Source organism: Flagellimonas ochracea, assembly GCF_009903685.1.
Lineage (GTDB): Bacteria > Bacteroidota > Bacteroidia > Flavobacteriales > Flavobacteriaceae > Flagellimonas > Flagellimonas ochracea.
Genome location: NZ_JAAABI010000003.1, coordinates 41,557 through 58,642, shown reverse-complemented (window position 1 = coordinate 58,642; position 17,086 = coordinate 41,557). Strand labels below are relative to the sequence as shown.

General features: G+C 40.1%; 23 protein-coding genes. 19 read left to right on the top strand and 4 right to left on the bottom strand.

The window, feature by feature from the left end:
• Window positions 1-229: 229 nt before the first annotated feature.
• From GTQ34_RS10330 to GTQ34_RS10265, 14 genes are all read left to right on the top strand, one after another.
• A complete protein-coding gene (locus GTQ34_RS10330) occupies window positions 230-1,054 on the top strand; it encodes a thymidylate synthase (RefSeq protein WP_166523732.1) in 825 nt (274 codons plus the stop codon).
• 91 nt (window positions 1,055-1,145) lie between these two features.
• On the top strand, window positions 1,146-1,640 hold the full coding sequence (locus GTQ34_RS10325) for a nuclear transport factor 2 family protein (protein WP_166523731.1): 495 nt from the start codon (window positions 1,146-1,148) through the stop codon (window positions 1,638-1,640).
• 85 nt (window positions 1,641-1,725) lie between these two features.
• A complete protein-coding gene (locus GTQ34_RS10320) occupies window positions 1,726-2,187 on the top strand; it encodes a VOC family protein (protein WP_166523730.1) in 462 nt (153 codons plus the stop codon).
• A 21-nt stretch (window positions 2,188-2,208) separates the two neighbouring features.
• Complete coding sequence (locus tag GTQ34_RS10315) at window positions 2,209-2,961, top strand: class I SAM-dependent methyltransferase (protein ID WP_166523729.1); 753 nt, start codon at window positions 2,209-2,211, stop codon at window positions 2,959-2,961.
• A 7-nt stretch (window positions 2,962-2,968) separates the two neighbouring features.
• Window positions 2,969-4,111, top strand: a complete 1,143-nt coding sequence (locus GTQ34_RS10310) for a DUF819 family protein (protein WP_235915020.1) — start codon at window positions 2,969-2,971, stop codon at window positions 4,109-4,111.
• 27 nt (window positions 4,112-4,138) lie between these two features.
• Window positions 4,139-4,714 carry a Crp/Fnr family transcriptional regulator gene (locus tag GTQ34_RS10305; RefSeq protein ID WP_166523728.1) on the top strand — a complete coding sequence of 192 codons (576 nt, stop codon included), beginning with the start codon at window positions 4,139-4,141 and terminating at the stop codon, window positions 4,712-4,714.
• Window positions 4,715-4,783: 69 nt separating this feature from the next.
• Window positions 4,784-5,461 (top strand): hypothetical protein, encoded by a 678-nt coding sequence (locus tag GTQ34_RS10300; RefSeq protein WP_166523727.1) that lies wholly within the window; start codon window positions 4,784-4,786, stop codon window positions 5,459-5,461.
• A 119-nt stretch (window positions 5,462-5,580) separates the two neighbouring features.
• Complete coding sequence (locus tag GTQ34_RS10295; protein ID WP_166523726.1) at window positions 5,581-7,140, top strand: sugar porter family MFS transporter; 1,560 nt, start codon at window positions 5,581-5,583, stop codon at window positions 7,138-7,140.
• A gap of 17 nt (window positions 7,141-7,157) precedes the next feature.
• Complete coding sequence (locus tag GTQ34_RS10290; protein ID WP_166523725.1) at window positions 7,158-7,505, top strand: nuclear transport factor 2 family protein; 348 nt, start codon at window positions 7,158-7,160, stop codon at window positions 7,503-7,505.
• Between the two features lie 14 nt (window positions 7,506-7,519).
• Window positions 7,520-7,846, top strand: a complete 327-nt coding sequence (locus GTQ34_RS10285) for an antibiotic biosynthesis monooxygenase (RefSeq protein ID WP_166523724.1) — start codon at window positions 7,520-7,522, stop codon at window positions 7,844-7,846.
• A 168-nt stretch (window positions 7,847-8,014) separates the two neighbouring features.
• Complete coding sequence (locus GTQ34_RS10280; RefSeq protein ID WP_166523723.1) at window positions 8,015-8,344, top strand: ArsR/SmtB family transcription factor; 330 nt, start codon at window positions 8,015-8,017, stop codon at window positions 8,342-8,344.
• Window positions 8,337-8,804, top strand: coding sequence for an SRPBCC family protein (locus tag GTQ34_RS10275; RefSeq protein ID WP_166523722.1), 468 nt, complete (start codon window positions 8,337-8,339; stop codon window positions 8,802-8,804). The genes GTQ34_RS10280 and GTQ34_RS10275 overlap by 8 nt, the downstream gene beginning before the upstream one ends.
• A 16-nt stretch (window positions 8,805-8,820) precedes the next feature.
• Complete coding sequence (locus GTQ34_RS10270) at window positions 8,821-9,048, top strand: DUF1059 domain-containing protein (protein WP_235915019.1); 228 nt, start codon at window positions 8,821-8,823, stop codon at window positions 9,046-9,048.
• A 143-nt stretch (window positions 9,049-9,191) separates the two neighbouring features.
• A complete protein-coding gene (locus tag GTQ34_RS10265) occupies window positions 9,192-10,070 on the top strand; it encodes a DUF5694 domain-containing protein (RefSeq protein WP_166523720.1) in 879 nt (292 codons plus the stop codon).
• Between the two features lie 9 nt (window positions 10,071-10,079).
• Here GTQ34_RS10265 and GTQ34_RS10260 read toward each other — a convergent pair whose 3' ends face one another.
• Together GTQ34_RS10260 and GTQ34_RS10255 are read right to left on the bottom strand one after the other, a co-directional pair.
• On the bottom strand, window positions 10,080-10,874 hold the full coding sequence (locus GTQ34_RS10260; RefSeq protein WP_166523719.1) for a hypothetical protein: 795 nt from the start codon (window positions 10,872-10,874) through the stop codon (window positions 10,080-10,082).
• Between the two features lie 64 nt (window positions 10,875-10,938).
• Window positions 10,939-12,042, bottom strand: coding sequence for a helix-turn-helix domain-containing protein (locus tag GTQ34_RS10255; RefSeq protein ID WP_166523718.1), 1,104 nt, complete (start codon window positions 12,040-12,042; stop codon window positions 10,939-10,941).
• 120 nt (window positions 12,043-12,162) lie between these two features.
• Between GTQ34_RS10255 and egtB the strand changes: the two genes are divergently transcribed.
• From egtB to GTQ34_RS10240, 3 genes are read left to right on the top strand one after another with little or no spacing between them, the layout of a single operon-like run.
• Complete coding sequence (egtB, locus tag GTQ34_RS10250; protein WP_166523717.1) at window positions 12,163-13,323, top strand: ergothioneine biosynthesis protein EgtB; 1,161 nt, start codon at window positions 12,163-12,165, stop codon at window positions 13,321-13,323.
• A 16-nt stretch (window positions 13,324-13,339) separates the two neighbouring features.
• Window positions 13,340-14,308 carry an L-histidine N(alpha)-methyltransferase gene (gene egtD, locus GTQ34_RS10245; RefSeq protein WP_166523716.1) on the top strand — a complete coding sequence of 323 codons (969 nt, stop codon included), beginning with the start codon at window positions 13,340-13,342 and terminating at the stop codon, window positions 14,306-14,308.
• A gap of 3 nt (window positions 14,309-14,311) precedes the next feature.
• Window positions 14,312-14,593, top strand: a complete 282-nt coding sequence (locus tag GTQ34_RS10240; protein WP_166523715.1) for a DUF427 domain-containing protein — start codon at window positions 14,312-14,314, stop codon at window positions 14,591-14,593.
• A 24-nt stretch (window positions 14,594-14,617) separates the two neighbouring features.
• On the opposite strand, the gene GTQ34_RS10235 is transcribed toward GTQ34_RS10240, so the two are convergent.
• Together GTQ34_RS10235 and GTQ34_RS10230 are read right to left on the bottom strand one after the other, a co-directional pair.
• Window positions 14,618-14,914 (bottom strand): isoamylase early set domain-containing protein, encoded by a 297-nt coding sequence (locus tag GTQ34_RS10235; protein ID WP_166523714.1) that lies wholly within the window; start codon window positions 14,912-14,914, stop codon window positions 14,618-14,620.
• Between the two features lie 142 nt (window positions 14,915-15,056).
• On the bottom strand, window positions 15,057-16,151 hold the full coding sequence (locus GTQ34_RS10230) for an aminotransferase class V-fold PLP-dependent enzyme (RefSeq protein WP_166523713.1): 1,095 nt from the start codon (window positions 16,149-16,151) through the stop codon (window positions 15,057-15,059).
• Between the two features lie 54 nt (window positions 16,152-16,205).
• Between GTQ34_RS10230 and GTQ34_RS10225 the strand changes: the two genes are divergently transcribed.
• A complete protein-coding gene (locus GTQ34_RS10225) occupies window positions 16,206-16,598 on the top strand; it encodes a 2TM domain-containing protein (RefSeq protein ID WP_166523712.1) in 393 nt (130 codons plus the stop codon).
• Window positions 16,595-17,086, top strand: coding sequence for a dihydrofolate reductase (locus GTQ34_RS10220; protein ID WP_166523711.1), 492 nt, complete (start codon window positions 16,595-16,597; stop codon window positions 17,084-17,086). The genes GTQ34_RS10225 and GTQ34_RS10220 overlap by 4 nt, the downstream gene beginning before the upstream one ends.

Sequence of the window (17,086 nt, the reverse complement as noted above, 5' to 3'; positions counted from 1 at the left end):
ACCTTCTTGATTCTATGTGGTGATTTAGAACTTCTCAAAGCAAAAGAAGTGGAGTTAATTGTTAAAAAAGTCCAATTGCTTCAAAAGAGAATCTCCTCATTAATAAAGTACAACACCCAAACCCTTTAACCCTTAACCCTTTCACCACGAACCATCGTTGATAAAATATAATAACATGTTGTTATAAGGTATTGCCCTTTATCTTTTTACATTATACTTTTACCTCACTATGAAACAATACCACGACCTCCTTAAGTACGTTTTGGAACAGGGAAACAAAAAAGCCGACCGCACTGGTACTGGAACCTTAAGCGTTTTTGGCTACCAAATGCGGTTTGACCTCTCCAAAGGATTTCCCATGGTGACCACCAAAAAATTACACTTGAAGTCCATTATCCACGAATTGTTGTGGTTTTTAAAAGGGGATACAAACATCAAATACCTGCAAGAAAATGGGGTGCGCATCTGGAACGAATGGGCCGATGAAAACGGAGACCTGGGACCAGTTTACGGACACCAATGGCGCAATTGGGACAGCGAGGAGATTGACCAGATAAAGCAAATCGTTCACAGTTTAAAACACAACCCCGATAGCCGTAGAATGTTGGTCTCTGCATGGAACCCCAGTGTACTTCCCGACACTTCCAAGTCTTTTTCGGAAAACGTGGCTAATGGAAAAGCGGCCCTCCCCCCCTGCCATGCCTTTTTTCAGTTTTATGTGGCCGATGGCAAACTCTCTTGCCAGCTATACCAGCGCAGTGCCGATATCTTTTTGGGCGTACCTTTCAACATTGCATCCTATGCCCTATTAACGATGATGATGGCCCAAGTATGTGGCTACCAACCCGGAGAGTTTATCCACACCTTTGGGGATGCACATATCTACACCAACCATTTTGAGCAGGTGGAACTGCAATTGAGTCGTAATCCGCGACCACTTCCTACCATGCGCATAAATCCAGAGGTTAAGGACATTTTTGGCTTTACTTTTGACGATTTTGAACTGCTCAACTACGACCCACATCCAGCGATACGTGCGGCGGTGGCTGTGTAAAGAAGTTAAAACTTATCACATTTATTCCTAATTTGGGAGCATATAGATGTATTTTACGTCCATATAAACAAGTTGTAGCCAATTAGAATAAATGAAAAAAATGAAGTTGATTTTTATATTATATATTTTAATAGGGCTCAATTTCCATTCTTGTTCAGACGAAGAAAGTAGTATTGGAAAAATTGTTGAAGATTACTACGAGACGTTCAATAAACGTCAAGATTTCAATAAGTTTCTCTCATTTTACGATGAGAAAATAATACTCGAAGATATAATTAATGGAGATAGAGTTATTGGTAAGAAGGAATTAAGTGATTTTTTTGATTGGAACAATCCTAATTTTAAGAGTTTGGATTCAAATACTTTAATAATTGAAAACAAAATCATTAATAATAACACCTCCGTTGTAAAAGGATACTTTACAAGGTTCCAATGGGGACATTCCGAATTTGAGTCGATGCATTTCACCACGATTTTGACTTTTAATGAATCGAAAAAAATAGTAAAGCAAGTAGATTGGATAAATTACCCTTCAACACTTGTCAATTACAATGAAAGAAGGAATTCAAATGAATGGATAGAATGAAAATTGGCTGCAACAAAGCATAAAATATTCATTTGCCTTATGCGACCACATACCATTTATAAGCGTCGTTGTAAAAAACAAAAAAATGATCAAAGGCCTTTATGAAACACATTTGTTTGTGGAGAACCTTCAACGCTCCATAGACTTTTACGGAAAAGTCCTTGGCCTAAAACAATGCCATTATGAAGAAGAACGCAGAGTTGCCTTTTTTTGGATTGGAAAAGACAAGCAGTTTATGCTTGGACTTTGGGAAAAACCCAAAGAAGAAATAGATGTCAGGCATTTTGCATTCGAATGTGAGCCCGATTGGATTTTAAACGAATCTGTAAATTTTTTAAAATCCCGGAATTTGAAATGCAGGAACTTCCTTAACGATGGAACTGAGCGACCCATGGTATTTGCCTGGATGCCGGCCATAGCCATATATTTTGATGACCCCGATGGGCACTCCCTCGAATTTATCGGAATTTTGGATGGAGAAGGAAAACCAGAAAATGGCATAATTTCCTATGACCGTTGGATAGAACTTGAAAAGGATGTCCCGTAATATTGGATTTGATAAAATTGAATGGAAAGTAATTATAATGTAGGAGATTTAATATACGATGCCAACATTTACGATGGCATGAACAGCAACCTCAATGATTTGCCATTTTACAAAAAGTGGCTTCCTAAAAACAAAGATTCTCGTATTTTGGAGCTTTGTTGTGGAACAGGCAGATTAACACTACCAATTGCAAAGGATGGATATGATATCACAGGAGTGGACTATACGGATTCCATGCTCGAAAAAGCAAAAGCAAAAGCCCGTGAAGAAGAGATCAAATTGGAATTTATTGAAGCCGATATTCGCCATTTGAGTTTGCCGAAAAAATATGACGTCATTTTCATCCCCTTCAATTCAATACATCATTTATATACCAATGAAGATTTGTTTCAGGCATTTACAGTAGTGAAAAATCATCTTAAAAAGGGCGGTCTTTTTTTGTTGGATTGTTTTAATCCCAATATGCAATTTATTGTTGAAGGAGAAAAAGGACAAAAAGATATTACAGATTATACCACTGAAGATGGTAGGCAAGTATCGATAAAAGAGACCATGCGTTACGAAAACAAGACGCAAATCAATCGGATAGAATGGCATTATTATATAAATGGCAAGTTTCAGTCGGTTCAAAATTTGGATATGCGATTGTTTTTCCCTCAAGAGTTGGATTCTTACCTAGAACGGAATGGTTTCAGGATCATCCATAAGTTTGGAACCTTCAAAGAAGATGCTTTTCAAGACAGCTCGGAAAAACAAATATTTGTTTGTCAATAAATTATCCATGAACTTCACCACCCAGCCATTCTACGTACTATCCATTTTATGTTTTATGGTGGTTGCAGCGGTGTACGCCGGAAAAACCAAATTTGGAAAACAGTTTGGTGCTGCATTGTTGGTCATTCTGTTCACGGCAGTTCTGGCCAACCTGAAAATCATTCCTTCGGCTTCCAACAGCATTCCACTCTATGATGGTATTTTTAAATATATCGCTCCGATTTCCATTTTTTACCTGTTGTTAAACGTTAACTTGGTTTCTATCAAGCGGGCAGGTCTGCCGATGATCGGTTTATTTTTGGTGGGTTCGCTGGCCACAACTTTGGGCATTCTCATCTCGTGGGTGTTACTCTCACCCGAAAATATTCTGGGTGAAGACGGAAAAGTCATTGCGGGTATGCTCACAGGCACCTACACGGGCGGGAGCGTCAATTTTAATGCCGTAGCTTTGGAATACGACTTTCAAGAAAAAGGGATTCTGTATGCCGGGACCATAGCCGTCGACAATGTAGTCACCACACTTTGGATAGTGGTAACACTTGCATTTCCTGTTGTTCTACGACGTTTTTGGAAAGACAAAAAAGTTTTAAAATCCTATGAACACTTAGAAAAAAAAGGGCGTCCTGAAGAGGAAAGCATGGACCTGCACTCCCTAATGTGGTTGCTGTTTTTGGGGGTTGGCGCCTACTTCGTCTCCGATGTCATTAAACAGCTTGTACCTCAGATTCCATCCATTTTAACCTTGTCTACCATTGGCATTCTATTGGCCCAAACAAAGTTTGTGTCCGGATTAAAGGGCAGTCATAATTTAGGATTGTATTTGGTGTTCCTGTTCTTGGCGGTCATCGGCGCGTATTGTGAGCTTTCCGCCGTTACAGCACTAAAAGATATCGGCCTGGCCTTATTGCTTTTTACGGCTTTGGCTGTTTTGCTGCATGGAATAATTGTAATTGTAATGGGAGGTTTAGTGTACCGCGATTGGGAGATGATAGCCATTGTAAGCCAGGCCAATGTTGGGGGTGGCACCACAGCCATAGCATTGGCCGAATCCTTTAATCGAAAAGAACTGATATTACCGGCAATTCTAGTGGGTACACTCGGAAATGCATTGGGCACCTATCTTGGATTTTTAGTAGTTTTCATCCTTTGAAACGAAACTAAAAACAACCTCAACGTCATGCAAAGTAGGGAATCGTTAGTAAATTTTATTTTGAAAGTCGTCGAAATCTCCAATGACGATGCCCAGCAAATTGCTAAATCCTTCCACCCTGTCACATTAAGGGAAAAAGATTTTTTAGTTCATCAAAATGAAGTAAGCGATGATTATTTTTATCTAGAAACTGGCTTGATGCGAACATTTCTCCATGATTTGGACGGCAACGAGATTACCATTGAATTTTTCATTGAGAACAATATTGTTTTTGAGGTTACCTCCTTTTTCAAGCGAGTTCCATCAGAAGCCAATATCCAAGCCATCACAGACTGTTCTGGTTTTAGAATCTCTTACGGGGAACTGAATACACTTTTTCATAACAAACCGGCCTTTCGAGATTTCGGTCGTGCCATTTTGGTCAAGGAGTTTATCGCCTCCCAAAAAAGAAATTATGGCATGATCAACAAAACCGCAGCCGAACGCTACCAAGAGCTATTAACTGCAAAACCTCAAATTTTACAGTATTCACCCCTTAAATATATCGCTTCCTACTTGGGAGTTACCGACAGCACCCTTAGCAGGCTAAGAAAAAAACTATAAATCATATTTCTTGCCTTTTGTCAAGTGGGTTTAAAAGCTACTGTCAGAAATTTGAACAAAAATCAAGGTATGGCAGCAGTTTCCATTACGACAACCATTCTTTTTATATTAACCACTTTTCTGACGCTGTGGTTCTTCCATAAAGCTGGTAAGAACAAAGGTGTTCTCTTGGGACTGTTGATTTGGATGATCATTACTGGCCTCCTAGGTATTTTTGGATTCTACAGCGTCGAAAATGCCATGCCACCAAGATTCATCTTTTTGTTGGGTCCCGGGATGCTATTCGTTGTCTTTCTTCTTATAACCAAAAAAGGTAGGTCTTTCGTAGATATGCTGGATTTAAAATGGTTGACCCTGTTACATGTGGTCCGCGTCCCAGTCGAAATTGTACTTTACTATATTTTTTTGGAAGGCTTGGTTCCAGAGTTGATGACCTTTGAAGGTTGGAATTACGATATTATCTCCGGGCTTTCAGCCCCAATCATATTTTATTTGGTTTTTGTGCAAAAGTGGATAGGCAGAAACGCCCTGTTACTTTGGAATTTCATTTGTTTGGGGTTGCTCCTAAATATTTTGACCATTGCCGTTTTAAGTGCCCAAACTCCATTTCAACAACTGGCTTTTGAACAACCGAATATTGGTGTTGCTTATTTTCCCTTTGTGTGGTTACCTACACTCGTTGTCCCTCTTGTCCTCGTTTCCCATTTGGCAAGCATAAGACAGTTATTGCATCGAAAAACTATTTGATTCCTAACAATATTCCCATTTATGGGAAGTCATCTTTTTTGGACCCAAATTCGATGTTTCAGGCAATGGAAGATTTATAGTATCTTGATGCGATAATCAACCACAAAGCCATTCTTCTCATGACCAAAGAAACACTTTTCACCACCCGTATTGCTCTGATTGTAGCCTTGGGTGGTTTTCTTATGGGGTTTGATGCCTCCGTAATTTCCGGGGTGAACAAATTCGTACAAATAGATTTCAATCTCACTGATTTGGAATTGGGTTTTTCTGTCAGTTCCCTGACCATTGTCGCGGCCCTAGCCATGATGTTTTCTGGACCATTGAGTGACCGTTTTGGAAGAAGGGTGGTGTTAAAACTTTGCGCCATTGTCTTCTTCATATCTGCAGTTGGATCGGCATTCGCTCCAAATTTTCCGCTTTTTCTAGTATTTCGAATGCTTGGGGGCATTGGTGTAGGAGCATCTTTGATACTTGCGCCCATGTATATTGCTGAGATTGCCCCACCCAAACAAAGGGGAAAATTGGTTTCCTTTAACCAGTTGAACATTGTTTTGGGTATCACTGTAGCATTCTTCAGCAACTATTATATTCTTTCCCTTGGCGATTCCGAAACTGAATGGGTTAAATCACTGGGGATTGCTGAAAACAATTGGCGCTGGATGTTGAGTGTAGAAGCATTGCCCGCCGTGTTGTACTTTTTTGGCCTCTTGACCGTCCCCAGAAGTCCCAGATGGCTTATTATGAAGGCCAAAGTAGATGAGGCAAAACTGGTGCTTCGAAAGTTTAGCTCAGCAGAGCAGGCAGAAAAAGACCTAAAAGCGGTGACCGAGTCCTTAAATAGCACAGCGAACAAGGAAAAAACCCGTATCGCGGAATTGTTCAAACCGGCCATGCGCTTGGTGATCACCATAGGCCTGGTCGTGGGTATTTTACAGCAGATAACGGGAATTAATTCGGTCTTCTTTTATGCACCCATGATTTTTGAGCAATCCGGGATTGGCACGGACGCTTCGTTCATCCAGGCAATTCTTGTGGGGGTAACAAACCTCGTTTTTACCATTTTGGCCATGGTATTGATCGATAAACTGGGGCGAAAACCACTTTTGGCATTTGGTGTGGCCGGGATAGCCGTGTTCATGGCCTTACTGGCTTATGGCTTCAGTGCGGCCAACTATACCCTTACCCAAGATAAGATTGATCAACTTTCGGACGCAAAACTAAGAACAGAGGTTTCCGTGTTGGCTGGAAAATCATTTAAAAACGATGTGCAATACAAAAACGAAATAAAAGCATTGCTAGGAAACGAAAGGGCGAAGCAATACGAGTCAGAATTGATTACCGCTGCGATAGATATGAATCCCTCTTTAATCCTTATTGGCATCATCGGTTTTGTGGCCTGTTTTGCCATTTCTTTAGGCCCCGTTATGTGGGTGCTGTTCTCAGAACTGTTTCCTTTAAAAATCCGGGGGATTGCCATTTCATTCGTCGGGTTTGTGAATTCAGCGGTATCAGCTGGGGTACAGTTCATCTTTCCGTGGGAACTGTCCACCATTGGCAGTGCATGGACTTTCTTGATTTACGGACTATTTGCCTTGGCGGGGCTGATTTTTATCATCCGTGTAATTCCAGAGACCAAAGGAAAATCCCTGGAAGAGCTGGAAGCGCAATTGGTGAAATAACAAAAAGCATGCCTACAATGTCCAATAAAGAATTGTGTCTATACTACCTGGAAAAATACGCTGCTAAAGACCTTTCAGTAATTGATGATCTATTTTCGGATGACATTGTCCTCCGTGATTGGAAAATTCGGGTGGTTGGAAAACAAGCGGCCTTACGGGAAACCCAGAAAAACTTTGAAGCCGCAGATTCCATTGAAATTGATGTGCTATCTACTTATGAAAACGAAGACACCGTAGCTGCAGAGTTAAAAATCACCGTTGACAATACGGAAGAGCTCTTTGTTGTGGATGTTATTACTTTTAATCCTTTTGGAAAGATAACGTCCATTAGGGCCTATTTGGGGAGAGGCGATTCTTTAACCTAACTAAAACTGGAAAAATGATTTCAAGAATCTGGCATGGTTACACCACCAAAGACAATGCTGATGTATACGAAAACCTTTTGAAAACTGAGATATTTCCAGGAATCGAAAAGAAAAATATCACGGGATACAAAGGCATTCAACTTCTAAGAAGGGAATTGGACAACGAAGTGGAATTCATCACCATAATGTGGTTTGAGAACATGAAATCTGTGACACAATTTGTGGGTAAAAATCCAGAAAAAGTATATGTTCCCGAAAAAGCATGTCAAGTACTTTCGCGATTTGACAACAAATCAAGCCACTATGAACTTAGACATCAGCTGGAATACGGGGGCATTTAAAAGCCTTAACCAACGATCTTGCAAGAATATCTTCTTCAAAGAATTTAGAGTTGATTTGTAATGGCTTAAATATCAATATACTATCTTAAGTTCTTTTTAAAAATCTTAAAAATATTTGCGTAACCTAATGGTTACATTTATATTAGTAACCGATTAGTTACTCAATTTATGCGTAGAGATGTCTTTCAAGCCATTGCAGACCCAAAAAGACGCGAAATTATAGAGCTTTTGGCAAAAGAACCCTTAACAGTAAACGCCATAGCTGAAAATTTCAACATAAGTCGACCTGCTATTTCTAAACACTTAAAAATCTTGAAAGAATGTGAAATAGTTGATTTCAAAAAAGAAGGCAGGGAACGTTTTTGTTTTATTAAGCCCAAAAACCTTATACCGGCTTTTATGTGGATTGATCGTTACAGGGACTTGTGGGAAGACAAGTTGGACTCGTTTGAAGACTATCTGGCAAAACTACAAGCTAAAAATCCATCTGATGAATAAATCCAACTTAGACAACCGTACCATTACCATTCAACGCACATTTGATGCCCCTTTGGCTCTGGTTTGGAAGGCCTGGACCCAAGCTGAGCACATTGCTCAATGGTGGAGTCCCAAAGGAATAATTACAAAAGTGGTTGAGCATAATTTTACCGTAGGTGGTAAATGGAAATACATCATGCCCATGCCCAATGGTCAAGAATTTATAGCCGAGGGAGAATATCTTGAGATAGAGGAACATAAAAGAATAGTATCATTGGCCAATTTTAAGCCCATGACCGAAGGCGTTGAAATACAAGCCTTTTTCAAGGCAAATGGGGACAAAACGGATTTTACCTTTAATGTGGTCCATCCAACCGAAGCTTATAAAATTCAACAAGAAAAAATGGGCATCATGAACGGTTGGGGTTCGGTATTCGACCGCCTTGACGCACTTTTAAAAAATCAAATCAATAATACATAGCACCATTATGAAAACCATGACATGCAAACAATTAGGTGGCGCCTGCAAACAGAAATTCCAAGCAGAAACCTTTGACGAAATCGCTGAATTGAGCAAGAAACATGGAATGGAGATGTTCCAAAAAAAAGACAAAGCCCATTTGGAGGCCATAAGCAAAATGCAGACGTTGATGGAATCTCCTAAACAGATGCAGGAGTGGTTTGAGAACAAAAGAAAAGAGTTTGAAGCACTTCCAGATGAATAAGATTTTTGTTTTCAGTGGATAATATAAACCCGTTTGAGATTTAAGGTTGAGCTTACCAACCAAAGTGACTTTAAGAATTTTTGTTGCTGACTGTAACAAATCTCAAGTTGAGCCATCTTTCTTAAAACATTAAACCTTTTGCCATGGCTCAAAAATGGGGTATCTCTCTTTCAATTGTTCTTTTTGTGTTTTCAATTCATATAACTGCGCAGGAATCCAATTCCAAAACATCAACAAAGCAAGCTTTGCTTATTGGCACCTTTCACTACCACAACCCTGGCGCTGACGTAGCAAAAACCAAAAGTTTTGACATATTATCTGAAAAGTCCCAGACTGAACTGGAAACAATCACTCAAAAGATAAAGGCTTTTGACCCAAATCAAATTTTTGTGGAATGGCCCTACGACGAGCAGGAAAAGCTCGATTCGTTATACCAACTGTATTTGGACAATAAATACTTTACAAACGATAGCCTTTCCGACTTTTACTTGAAGAATGAAATCTTTCAATTGGCTTTTCGTGCGGCGAAAAAATCAGGATTGAAGTCGGTAAAAGCTATTGATTACAGAAACACTGAATTTCCCTTTGACAGTTTGATGACGGTTGTGGCAACCTCCGGGCAAACGGATTTACAAAACGTAATCCTAAAGGGAATCGAAAGTTTCAGCAGGGATTTTGACGAGAAAATTGAGCAAGGGATATCCTTATTGGATCTTACCTACCATCTTAATTCGGAGCAGGATAGGCAGATAAGTAACCTATTCCATACCGAAATACCGCTTCTGGTTGGGAACTCAGATAACTTTATTGGACCCTATCTTACAGCGGAATGGTATCGTAGAAATTTGTATATGTGGTCTTTGATTCAAAAGGGAACCAGGGCTGATGACCAACGGGTAATGGTACTATTGGGTGCCAGCCATATAGCGCTTATCAAGGATTTTGTTGACAAGAACACAAATTGGAACTCCCTAGAATTAGAAGAAGTGATGAAACAAGAATCAAAATCACTAAAACATTAGATTTCTCTTCTATCTTCCATTGAATTCGATTCCCGGACTCATGACCAGCAAGTAAAAAACAACCATCCCCATTAAAAAAAGTTGTAATACCAAATTCTTGGTATCCACGAAACTAGGGGATTTCATCTCCTTTTTCGTACTGAAGAATCCTAAAACAAAAAGAGGGAATAAAAAAGTGAATCCGTTGCCAATACCCCCCATAAGCATCATAAATCGGTCGGTGGTTGGAATCAAGACTGAGGACACAACCGACAACACCGTGGATGTGAACAAGGGAACCCAGTACAGTATTTTGGACGAACTTATAGTTCCCCAACCCATGAACCACTTGCCGTATCGTACAGCGACCCAAACCCCAAAAGTTAAAAGCAAGAGTCCTCCAAAGGTCTCCATAAATTCCCAAAGCATTCGGTTTTGTATTCCTTCCAAAATCATGGACCAGTCCATCCCCTTGCTGATGTAGCGCCCAAAGCCAATATAGGAACCCGATTGCATAAGGTTTAATGCCACCGAGACCCATAAGAAATAATTGGTGGTATAATTTTTAAACGTTCTTGACCTTAGCAGTAAAAATGCCCCGATGGCCCATACTATATTGAAAAGGGAACCACCGGCCTTTACCCATCGGAGACCCAAATCACTGACATCCTCAAGATTATGGTTCAAATACATCCCGTCTACAGAAAGTACTTCTCCACCAACCATGATGACCATAAACCCATGCCCTATAATTTCATGGCCAACCTGTAATATAGACCAAGCACCTGCTGATAAGAGGATAATTCGTAGAAACTGAGCTTTCATTATATAGTTTTCGCCAAAATAAAAGATAAAAATACTGTTACAGGTCTACCCCGCTAGGTGTGGACTAGATAATGGATTGCCTGTATTCGTTGGGAGACTTCCCTGTTACTTTCTTAAAAACCTTGTAAAAGCCAGATTTTGAATTGAAACCACTATCCTGAGCAACCCCAAAAATGGTTAAATGGGAATTATCTGGATTGGCCAATCTCATTTTGAATTCATCAATACGATACCTGTTTATCAGATCGAAGAATGAGGATTCCATTGTTTCATTGATCAGCTGTGATATTTGATAGGCGGGAAGTTGCAATGCTTCAGCTAGGTCCATAAGATTGAGTTCTGGGTCCAGATATGGTTTCTCCGACTCAAAATAGGTGGTCAGCTTTCTCTTGAGCTTTTCCTTGTCCTGTTCCTTTAGTCCTGAGGCTGCATATTTTTTCATTGCGCCCATTTCTGGAAAGGAAAAATTTCTTGCGGCACCTATTTGACCGACCATAAACACCTGCAAGGTCAGTACCGCACAGACAATCAAAAAAGAGCTTTCAATCACCATAATTTCCATGTCTCCCAAAAAAATCGAACCTATTATCAAAAGCGACGCCATCAAGTAGGAGGTCAACCAATAATTAAGCCAATCCACATTGGTGCGTATTCCATCAGAATACAGGGTTTTTATTTTGAACCGATAGCCCTTTATCTTATTGAACAAGACAAGAGTAAGTGCTGCAAATATGGGAATGAAGGAAGTGGTTACCAGATAAGTCCATAAAGGAGCGTGATTGGAATACACAATCAACAAACCGACTTGGCGGGTATAGCCCAATTTGCCCATGGTAAAGAAAAGCAGAACATACCCCAAAAAAGTAAGACAATAGATTACAACCAGCCTTGTGGACGCTTTCTGGTACACTTCCCGTATATAGAGCGAAACAAGAAAAATGTGAAGCAATGGAAGGGCATTGCCAAACGCGGTAACCAAAGGTAATTTATCCAAATGGTTTTGAAAGCCAGCTCCCAGAAACAATAGATGTAAAACAACCAATAGAAGCCAAGCAGCAAGATAGAGGTTACCCTTGGTTTTGGTTGATTTTCGTACTAGGAGTGTAAATACAAAAACGGTTATGGAGACTCCAAAAATGACAATTCCAGTGCTCAATGTGACTTCCATGAGTACAAAGTAACAAATACTTGAAGAGCTATTTATATACAAAGGTCGTGCACCTTAACGTTTGAACAGACTCTATGACAAAACTATTATTCCTTATCTTTAAAGGAGTAAAAACCTACTATGATAATAACCGATTCATTGCTGGATTTCTTTCTGGAAACCCGTTCCCATACTGAAGCTATTTGTGAACCCTTGGAGATTGAGGACTATGTAGTTCAACCCATTGTGGACGTTAGTCCTCCCAAATGGCATTTGGGACACACCACTTGGTTTTTTGAGGAATTTATCCTTAAACCCCATACGGAAAACTACAAGGAATTTAATGTGGATTTCTCCTTTGTTTTCAATAGCTATTACGAAACAGTAGGAAAGCGCGTGGTCCGTTCAGACCGAGGCAATTTATCAAGACCTTCTGTAAAAAAAGTGTATGAATACCGAAATTACGTGACAGAGGGCATCAAAAAAATGTTTTTGGAAAACCAAAATGACACTTTGAACGGTTTACTTGAAATAGGAATACATCATGAGAAACAGCACCAGGAGCTGTTGCTGACGGACATTAAATACATTTTGGGCAATAACCCGTTGTTACCGGAATATTCCAAATCTTTCGAGGACCACCCATTGGAATCACACGAACAAGATTGGATATCGATTGAAGCGGGAATATATGAAATAGGACATGATTCTGAAGACTTTTGCTATGATAACGAATTGGGTCGACATAAAGTTTACCTACAGCCATTTTCTATTTCCAATAAGCTGGTCACCAATGGGGAATACGTTCAATTTATTGAAGCTGGTGGCTATGAACGCTTTGCTATTTGGCATGCCGAAGGTTGGGATTGGGTAAACCAGAATAGAGTTTCGGCACCACTATATTGGCACAAGGTTGATGGCTCTTGGCATCACTACACTGCCCAAGGTTTACAACAAGTTGATTCCGCAGCTCCGGTGACCCACATTTCCTATTTTGAAGCCTTTGCCTATGCGCAGTGGAAAGGTAATAGATTACCCACAGAATTTGAATGGGAGGTGGCGCAAGCCTATTTTTCATGGGGCAAACGTTGGGAGTGGACCGAAAGTGCATACCTACCCTACCCCAATTACCAAAAAGTTGATGGGGCCCTTGGCGAATACAACGGAAAATTCATGGTGAACCAAAAAGTGCTCCGTGGTAGTTCTGTTGCCACACCATCCAAACACACAAGACACACGTACAGAAACTTTTTTCACCCTCAATTACGATGGCAATTTACCGGGATAAGGTTGGCCAAATAATTACGACACAGTTTTTATGCAAAACGAAAAGATTCCGGTTTTTACCTCAGCTTTTGAGCAAGAAGTATATGAAGGGCTAACAAATTATCCCAAACATTTATCCTCCAAGTATTTTTATGATGAAGTAGGGGATAAACTTTTTCAGGACATCATGGCGATGCCTGAATATTATCTTACCAATTGCGAATTTGATATTCTTGAGATCCATAAGGAAGAAATTGTATCGCTCTTTACCAATAATGAAGAACCCTTTAGCCTATTTGAATTGGGTGCAGGAGATGGGAAAAAGACCAAAATATTGCTAGAGCACTTGATAAACCAAAATATCCCGTTTGATTATCGCCCCATTGACATCAGCCATAACGCGCTGCACCAGCTCACACAATCCCTCAAAAGCGAAATTCCCAATATTACCATTCACCCACTGCAAGGAACCTACTTTGAAACCCTAAAGAATATTGGTGAAACAAATGGACGAAGGAAGGTTATCCTGTTTTTAGGATCCAATATTGGAAACTTATTGCATCCCGTGGCTGTTGATTTTTTGCAAAACATGAAGGACGCAATCAATAAAGATGATTTGATTTTCATGGGTTTTGACCAAAAAAAGCATCCCCAGACCATTTTGGATGCCTATAACGACAAGACAGGTATTACGGAAGCTTTCAACAAGAACATCTTGGTGCGCATCAATAAGGAAATGGGCGGTAATTTCGAGGTAGATAATTTTTTACACTGGGAAGTCTATGACCCCGAAACGGGAACGGCAAAGAGTTATTTGGTCTCCAATGTAGACCAAACCGTTTACATTGAAAGCTTGGAACTGGAAGTGCAACTGAAACGCTGGGAGACCATTCACACGGAAATTTCACAAAAGTATGATGATGAGGTAGTGGAATGGTTGGCCGAAAAGTCAGGATTAAAGATTGTGACCTCTTTCTCTGACCATCAGGAAAATTATAAAAACTATGTTTTTAAGAAATAAGCTATGAAAGCCATTTGGAACAATACTGTAATTGCGGAAAGTGATAATACCGTTGTCATTGAAAACAACCACTACTTTCCTCCGGAAAGCATCAAAAAAGAATACTTCAAGTCGAGCGACACCCATACCACCTGTCCATGGAAAGGTATGGCATCGTATTATTCCCTAGACGTGGATGGAAAAGAAAACCCTGATGCCGCCTGGTACTATCCAGAGACAAGCGAATTGGCCAAGTCCATCAAAGGACACGTCGCCTTTTGGAAAGGAGTCGCCATTGAGGAATAAGCCCCAATGGCGATTTTTTAATGTTTACAATTCAATAACGGCATTCTCAGTACCCGCATAATCGTTCCATTGGTAACGATCGGCGGCTTCATCATTAATGTAGTTACCGTCTACAATATATCGGAACTCGAAAGTGTTTTCTTTTGGAAGGTCAAAAGTGCCTTTAAAAGTTCCGTTCTTTAATTTCTTTAGCATACTGCCTTTTGGGTTCCAGTTGTTGAAATCGCCAACAACAGCTACTTTCTTTGCTTCTTCTGCTGGCACGGTAAATGTAACTTTACATACCGGCTTGCTCTTTAGGTATTGTTTTTTTATTGCCATGGTTTCAGCTCTTTTAGATTTTAAGGCAAAACAAAATATAAAACCTCTTATTTACAATAAGTTAAGCTCGATTTATCATATTGATAAAATAATCCTAACAATAGGGTTACCTTATTAATATTGAGAAGTATTTTTTTCCAAATCACAATTTTGCGCTGTTGGCTTTCAGTATTTTCGCAATGGTCTCAATCTCATCTTCGGTATTATAGAAGTGAAAACTCAGCCGAATTCCCTTTCCACGAAGAGAGCAGACCACCTCTTTGTCTCTCAATTGATGAAATAATGCTTTGTCTCCACTAACATTAAAAATGGTACTGTGCTGTTTCCGTTGCACCACTGCCTCTTCCAAAAGTCCCAAAGCAGAAAATTGTTCTATTGATTTTTTGGACAATCGACTCAGTTGTGCCTGTATGTGTTTAACACCTATTTCATTCAGGAAGTCCAGGCCAAAGCTGAGACTGCCAAAATTTAATGAAGCCAAATGACCTGGTTCCAGGTGCCTGCAAAACGGAATATTTTCTCTTTTGCTTAAATCTCCAGCTACGGAACCATATCCGGTAAACTTTAGGTCGAACCTGTTTTTAACCTCATCCTTGACCAGAAAAAAACCGTTGCCAAATCCCGCCAAGAGCCATTTATAGCCACTGCTGCCCAATATATCGATTCCCGAGTTCCCAAAATTAAAGGGTTCCGTGCCACAAAATTGGGTGCCGTCTGCAATTAACATGAGGTTGGGAAAGTCTTTTTTTAGCTTCTTGAGAAATTCCAGGTCTATCTTTATTCCATTGACCCACTGTACCACACTCAATGCCAAAACATCAATCGCTCCACCAGCAACTTTGTCGTAAATACGCTCTTCCAATCGATGGTCTATTTCCACATATTCCCTTTTAAAATTTCTCGACTCGAAAGGCCAGTTCAGGGAGGGGTAATCCTCTTTCAGTAGTAATGCTTTTTGGTTTTTCGGGAGTCCTTCCAAAATAATATTGAGTCCCATACTGAAATTGGGAACCAAGGCTACATCATCAGGATGACAATGAAAAAAATCACCTACGGTACTTCGGATATCTGGAATTTTTTCAAAATTCTTCATCTTTACCTCGCTACCTCCTATCAAGTAGTCCAAATCATGCCCTTGCCGCCATTCCATCAAATCTTCACTTAAAAGACCTGTGGCAGCAGTGTTTGCATAAATGCATTGTTGGAGAACCGGAAATTTCTTTCTTAAATTTTGCATTGAACAACTATTGGAATCAATTCAACTATATTTGTTATTAAAGATAGCCATTCCATGTTGTCCTTCGGAAAAAAGAAAGAGCGCTCCATTAATCTTGAACAACACGAACTGCTGGAAAATGCCCAAAAACGCATCAAGCAGAAAAAGCGAGTGTTCTCCCATTTGGTCATTTTTTTGATTGGGAGCGTTTTCTTGATCTTAATCAACAAAATCTTCAAGTATGGTGAGTCTTATGATTGGTTTTTGTGGGCGATTTTAATCTGGGCCTTTTTGCTAGTGGTACACGCCTTTAATGTGTTCGTTACCCAGAAGTTCATGGGTCAGGAGTGGGAACGTCAGCAGCGGGAACGCCTTGTAGCCAAGCAAAAAGAGCGTATTTCTGAAATACAAAAGGAGATTGAAACGGATTTTCCGTTGTCCAAGGTCAATAAAAAAAAAGAACCTTGAAGAAACTCATTATTATTGCCGCGGCTGGAGAGAACAATGCCTTGGGTAAGGACAATGACCTTCCATGGCATCTTCCCGATGATTTCAAACGGTTTAAGGCCTTGACTTCTGGCCATAAAATCATTATGGGCCGAAAAACCTTGGAGAGTTTTCCCAAGCCTCTTCCCCAAAGGGAACATATCGTTATAACACGTGACAGGAATTATGTTCCCAAATTTCCATGTACAGTGGTACATTCTCTTGGGGCAGCCCTGGATTTGGTCGAAGAAAATGAGGCGGCTTTTATTATTGGTGGTGGTGAAATCTACAGTCAGGCCATGGCCCATGCCACCAATATTGAGTTAACGAGAATTCATACTTCTTTTGAAGCCGATACTTTTTTTCCCGAAATTGATGAGACCCAATGGACTTTGGTCAAGGAGGCCCATCATCTGAAGGATGATAAACACAATCATGACTTTACGTTCCTTACCTACAAGCGGAAATAG

What these genes read in the sequence shown, in the direction of transcription:
- GTQ34_RS10255 (WP_166523718.1), bottom strand. Translation starts at nt 12,042, where the DNA reads ATGGAAGTCACATTGAGCACTGGAATTGTCATTTTTGGAGTCTCCATA.
- GTQ34_RS10235 (WP_166523714.1), bottom strand. Translation starts at nt 14,914, where the DNA reads ATGGCAATAAAAAAACAATACCTAAAGAGCAAGCCGGTATGTAAAGTT.
- GTQ34_RS10315 (WP_166523729.1), top strand. Translation starts at nt 2,209, where the DNA reads ATGGAAAGTAATTATAATGTAGGAGATTTAATATACGATGCCAACATT.
- GTQ34_RS10240 (WP_166523715.1), top strand. Translation starts at nt 14,312, where the DNA reads ATGAAAGCCATTTGGAACAATACTGTAATTGCGGAAAGTGATAATACC.
- GTQ34_RS10305 (WP_166523728.1), top strand. Translation starts at nt 4,139, where the DNA reads ATGCAAAGTAGGGAATCGTTAGTAAATTTTATTTTGAAAGTCGTCGAA.
- GTQ34_RS10280 (WP_166523723.1), top strand. Translation starts at nt 8,015, where the DNA reads ATGCGTAGAGATGTCTTTCAAGCCATTGCAGACCCAAAAAGACGCGAA.
- GTQ34_RS10265 (WP_166523720.1), top strand. Translation starts at nt 9,192, where the DNA reads ATGGCTCAAAAATGGGGTATCTCTCTTTCAATTGTTCTTTTTGTGTTT.
- egtD (WP_166523716.1), top strand. Translation starts at nt 13,340, where the DNA reads ATGCAAAACGAAAAGATTCCGGTTTTTACCTCAGCTTTTGAGCAAGAA.
- GTQ34_RS10260 (WP_166523719.1), bottom strand. Translation starts at nt 10,874, where the DNA reads ATGAAAGCTCAGTTTCTACGAATTATCCTCTTATCAGCAGGTGCTTGG.
- GTQ34_RS10225 (WP_166523712.1), top strand. Translation starts at nt 16,206, where the DNA reads ATGTTGTCCTTCGGAAAAAAGAAAGAGCGCTCCATTAATCTTGAACAA.
- GTQ34_RS10330 (WP_166523732.1), top strand. Translation starts at nt 230, where the DNA reads ATGAAACAATACCACGACCTCCTTAAGTACGTTTTGGAACAGGGAAAC.
- GTQ34_RS10300 (WP_166523727.1), top strand. Translation starts at nt 4,784, where the DNA reads ATGGCAGCAGTTTCCATTACGACAACCATTCTTTTTATATTAACCACT.
- GTQ34_RS10310 (WP_235915020.1), top strand. Translation starts at nt 2,969, where the DNA reads ATGAACTTCACCACCCAGCCATTCTACGTACTATCCATTTTATGTTTT.
- GTQ34_RS10230 (WP_166523713.1), bottom strand. Translation starts at nt 16,151, where the DNA reads ATGCAAAATTTAAGAAAGAAATTTCCGGTTCTCCAACAATGCATTTAT.
- GTQ34_RS10270 (WP_235915019.1), top strand. Translation starts at nt 8,821, where the DNA reads ATGACATGCAAACAATTAGGTGGCGCCTGCAAACAGAAATTCCAAGCA.
- egtB (WP_166523717.1), top strand. Translation starts at nt 12,163, where the DNA reads ATGATAATAACCGATTCATTGCTGGATTTCTTTCTGGAAACCCGTTCC.
- GTQ34_RS10320 (WP_166523730.1), top strand. Translation starts at nt 1,726, where the DNA reads ATGATCAAAGGCCTTTATGAAACACATTTGTTTGTGGAGAACCTTCAA.
- GTQ34_RS10275 (WP_166523722.1), top strand. Translation starts at nt 8,337, where the DNA reads ATGAATAAATCCAACTTAGACAACCGTACCATTACCATTCAACGCACA.
- GTQ34_RS10325 (WP_166523731.1), top strand. Translation starts at nt 1,146, where the DNA reads ATGAAAAAAATGAAGTTGATTTTTATATTATATATTTTAATAGGGCTC.
- GTQ34_RS10285 (WP_166523724.1), top strand. Translation starts at nt 7,520, where the DNA reads ATGATTTCAAGAATCTGGCATGGTTACACCACCAAAGACAATGCTGAT.
- GTQ34_RS10290 (WP_166523725.1), top strand. Translation starts at nt 7,158, where the DNA reads ATGTCCAATAAAGAATTGTGTCTATACTACCTGGAAAAATACGCTGCT.
- GTQ34_RS10295 (WP_166523726.1), top strand. Translation starts at nt 5,581, where the DNA reads ATGACCAAAGAAACACTTTTCACCACCCGTATTGCTCTGATTGTAGCC.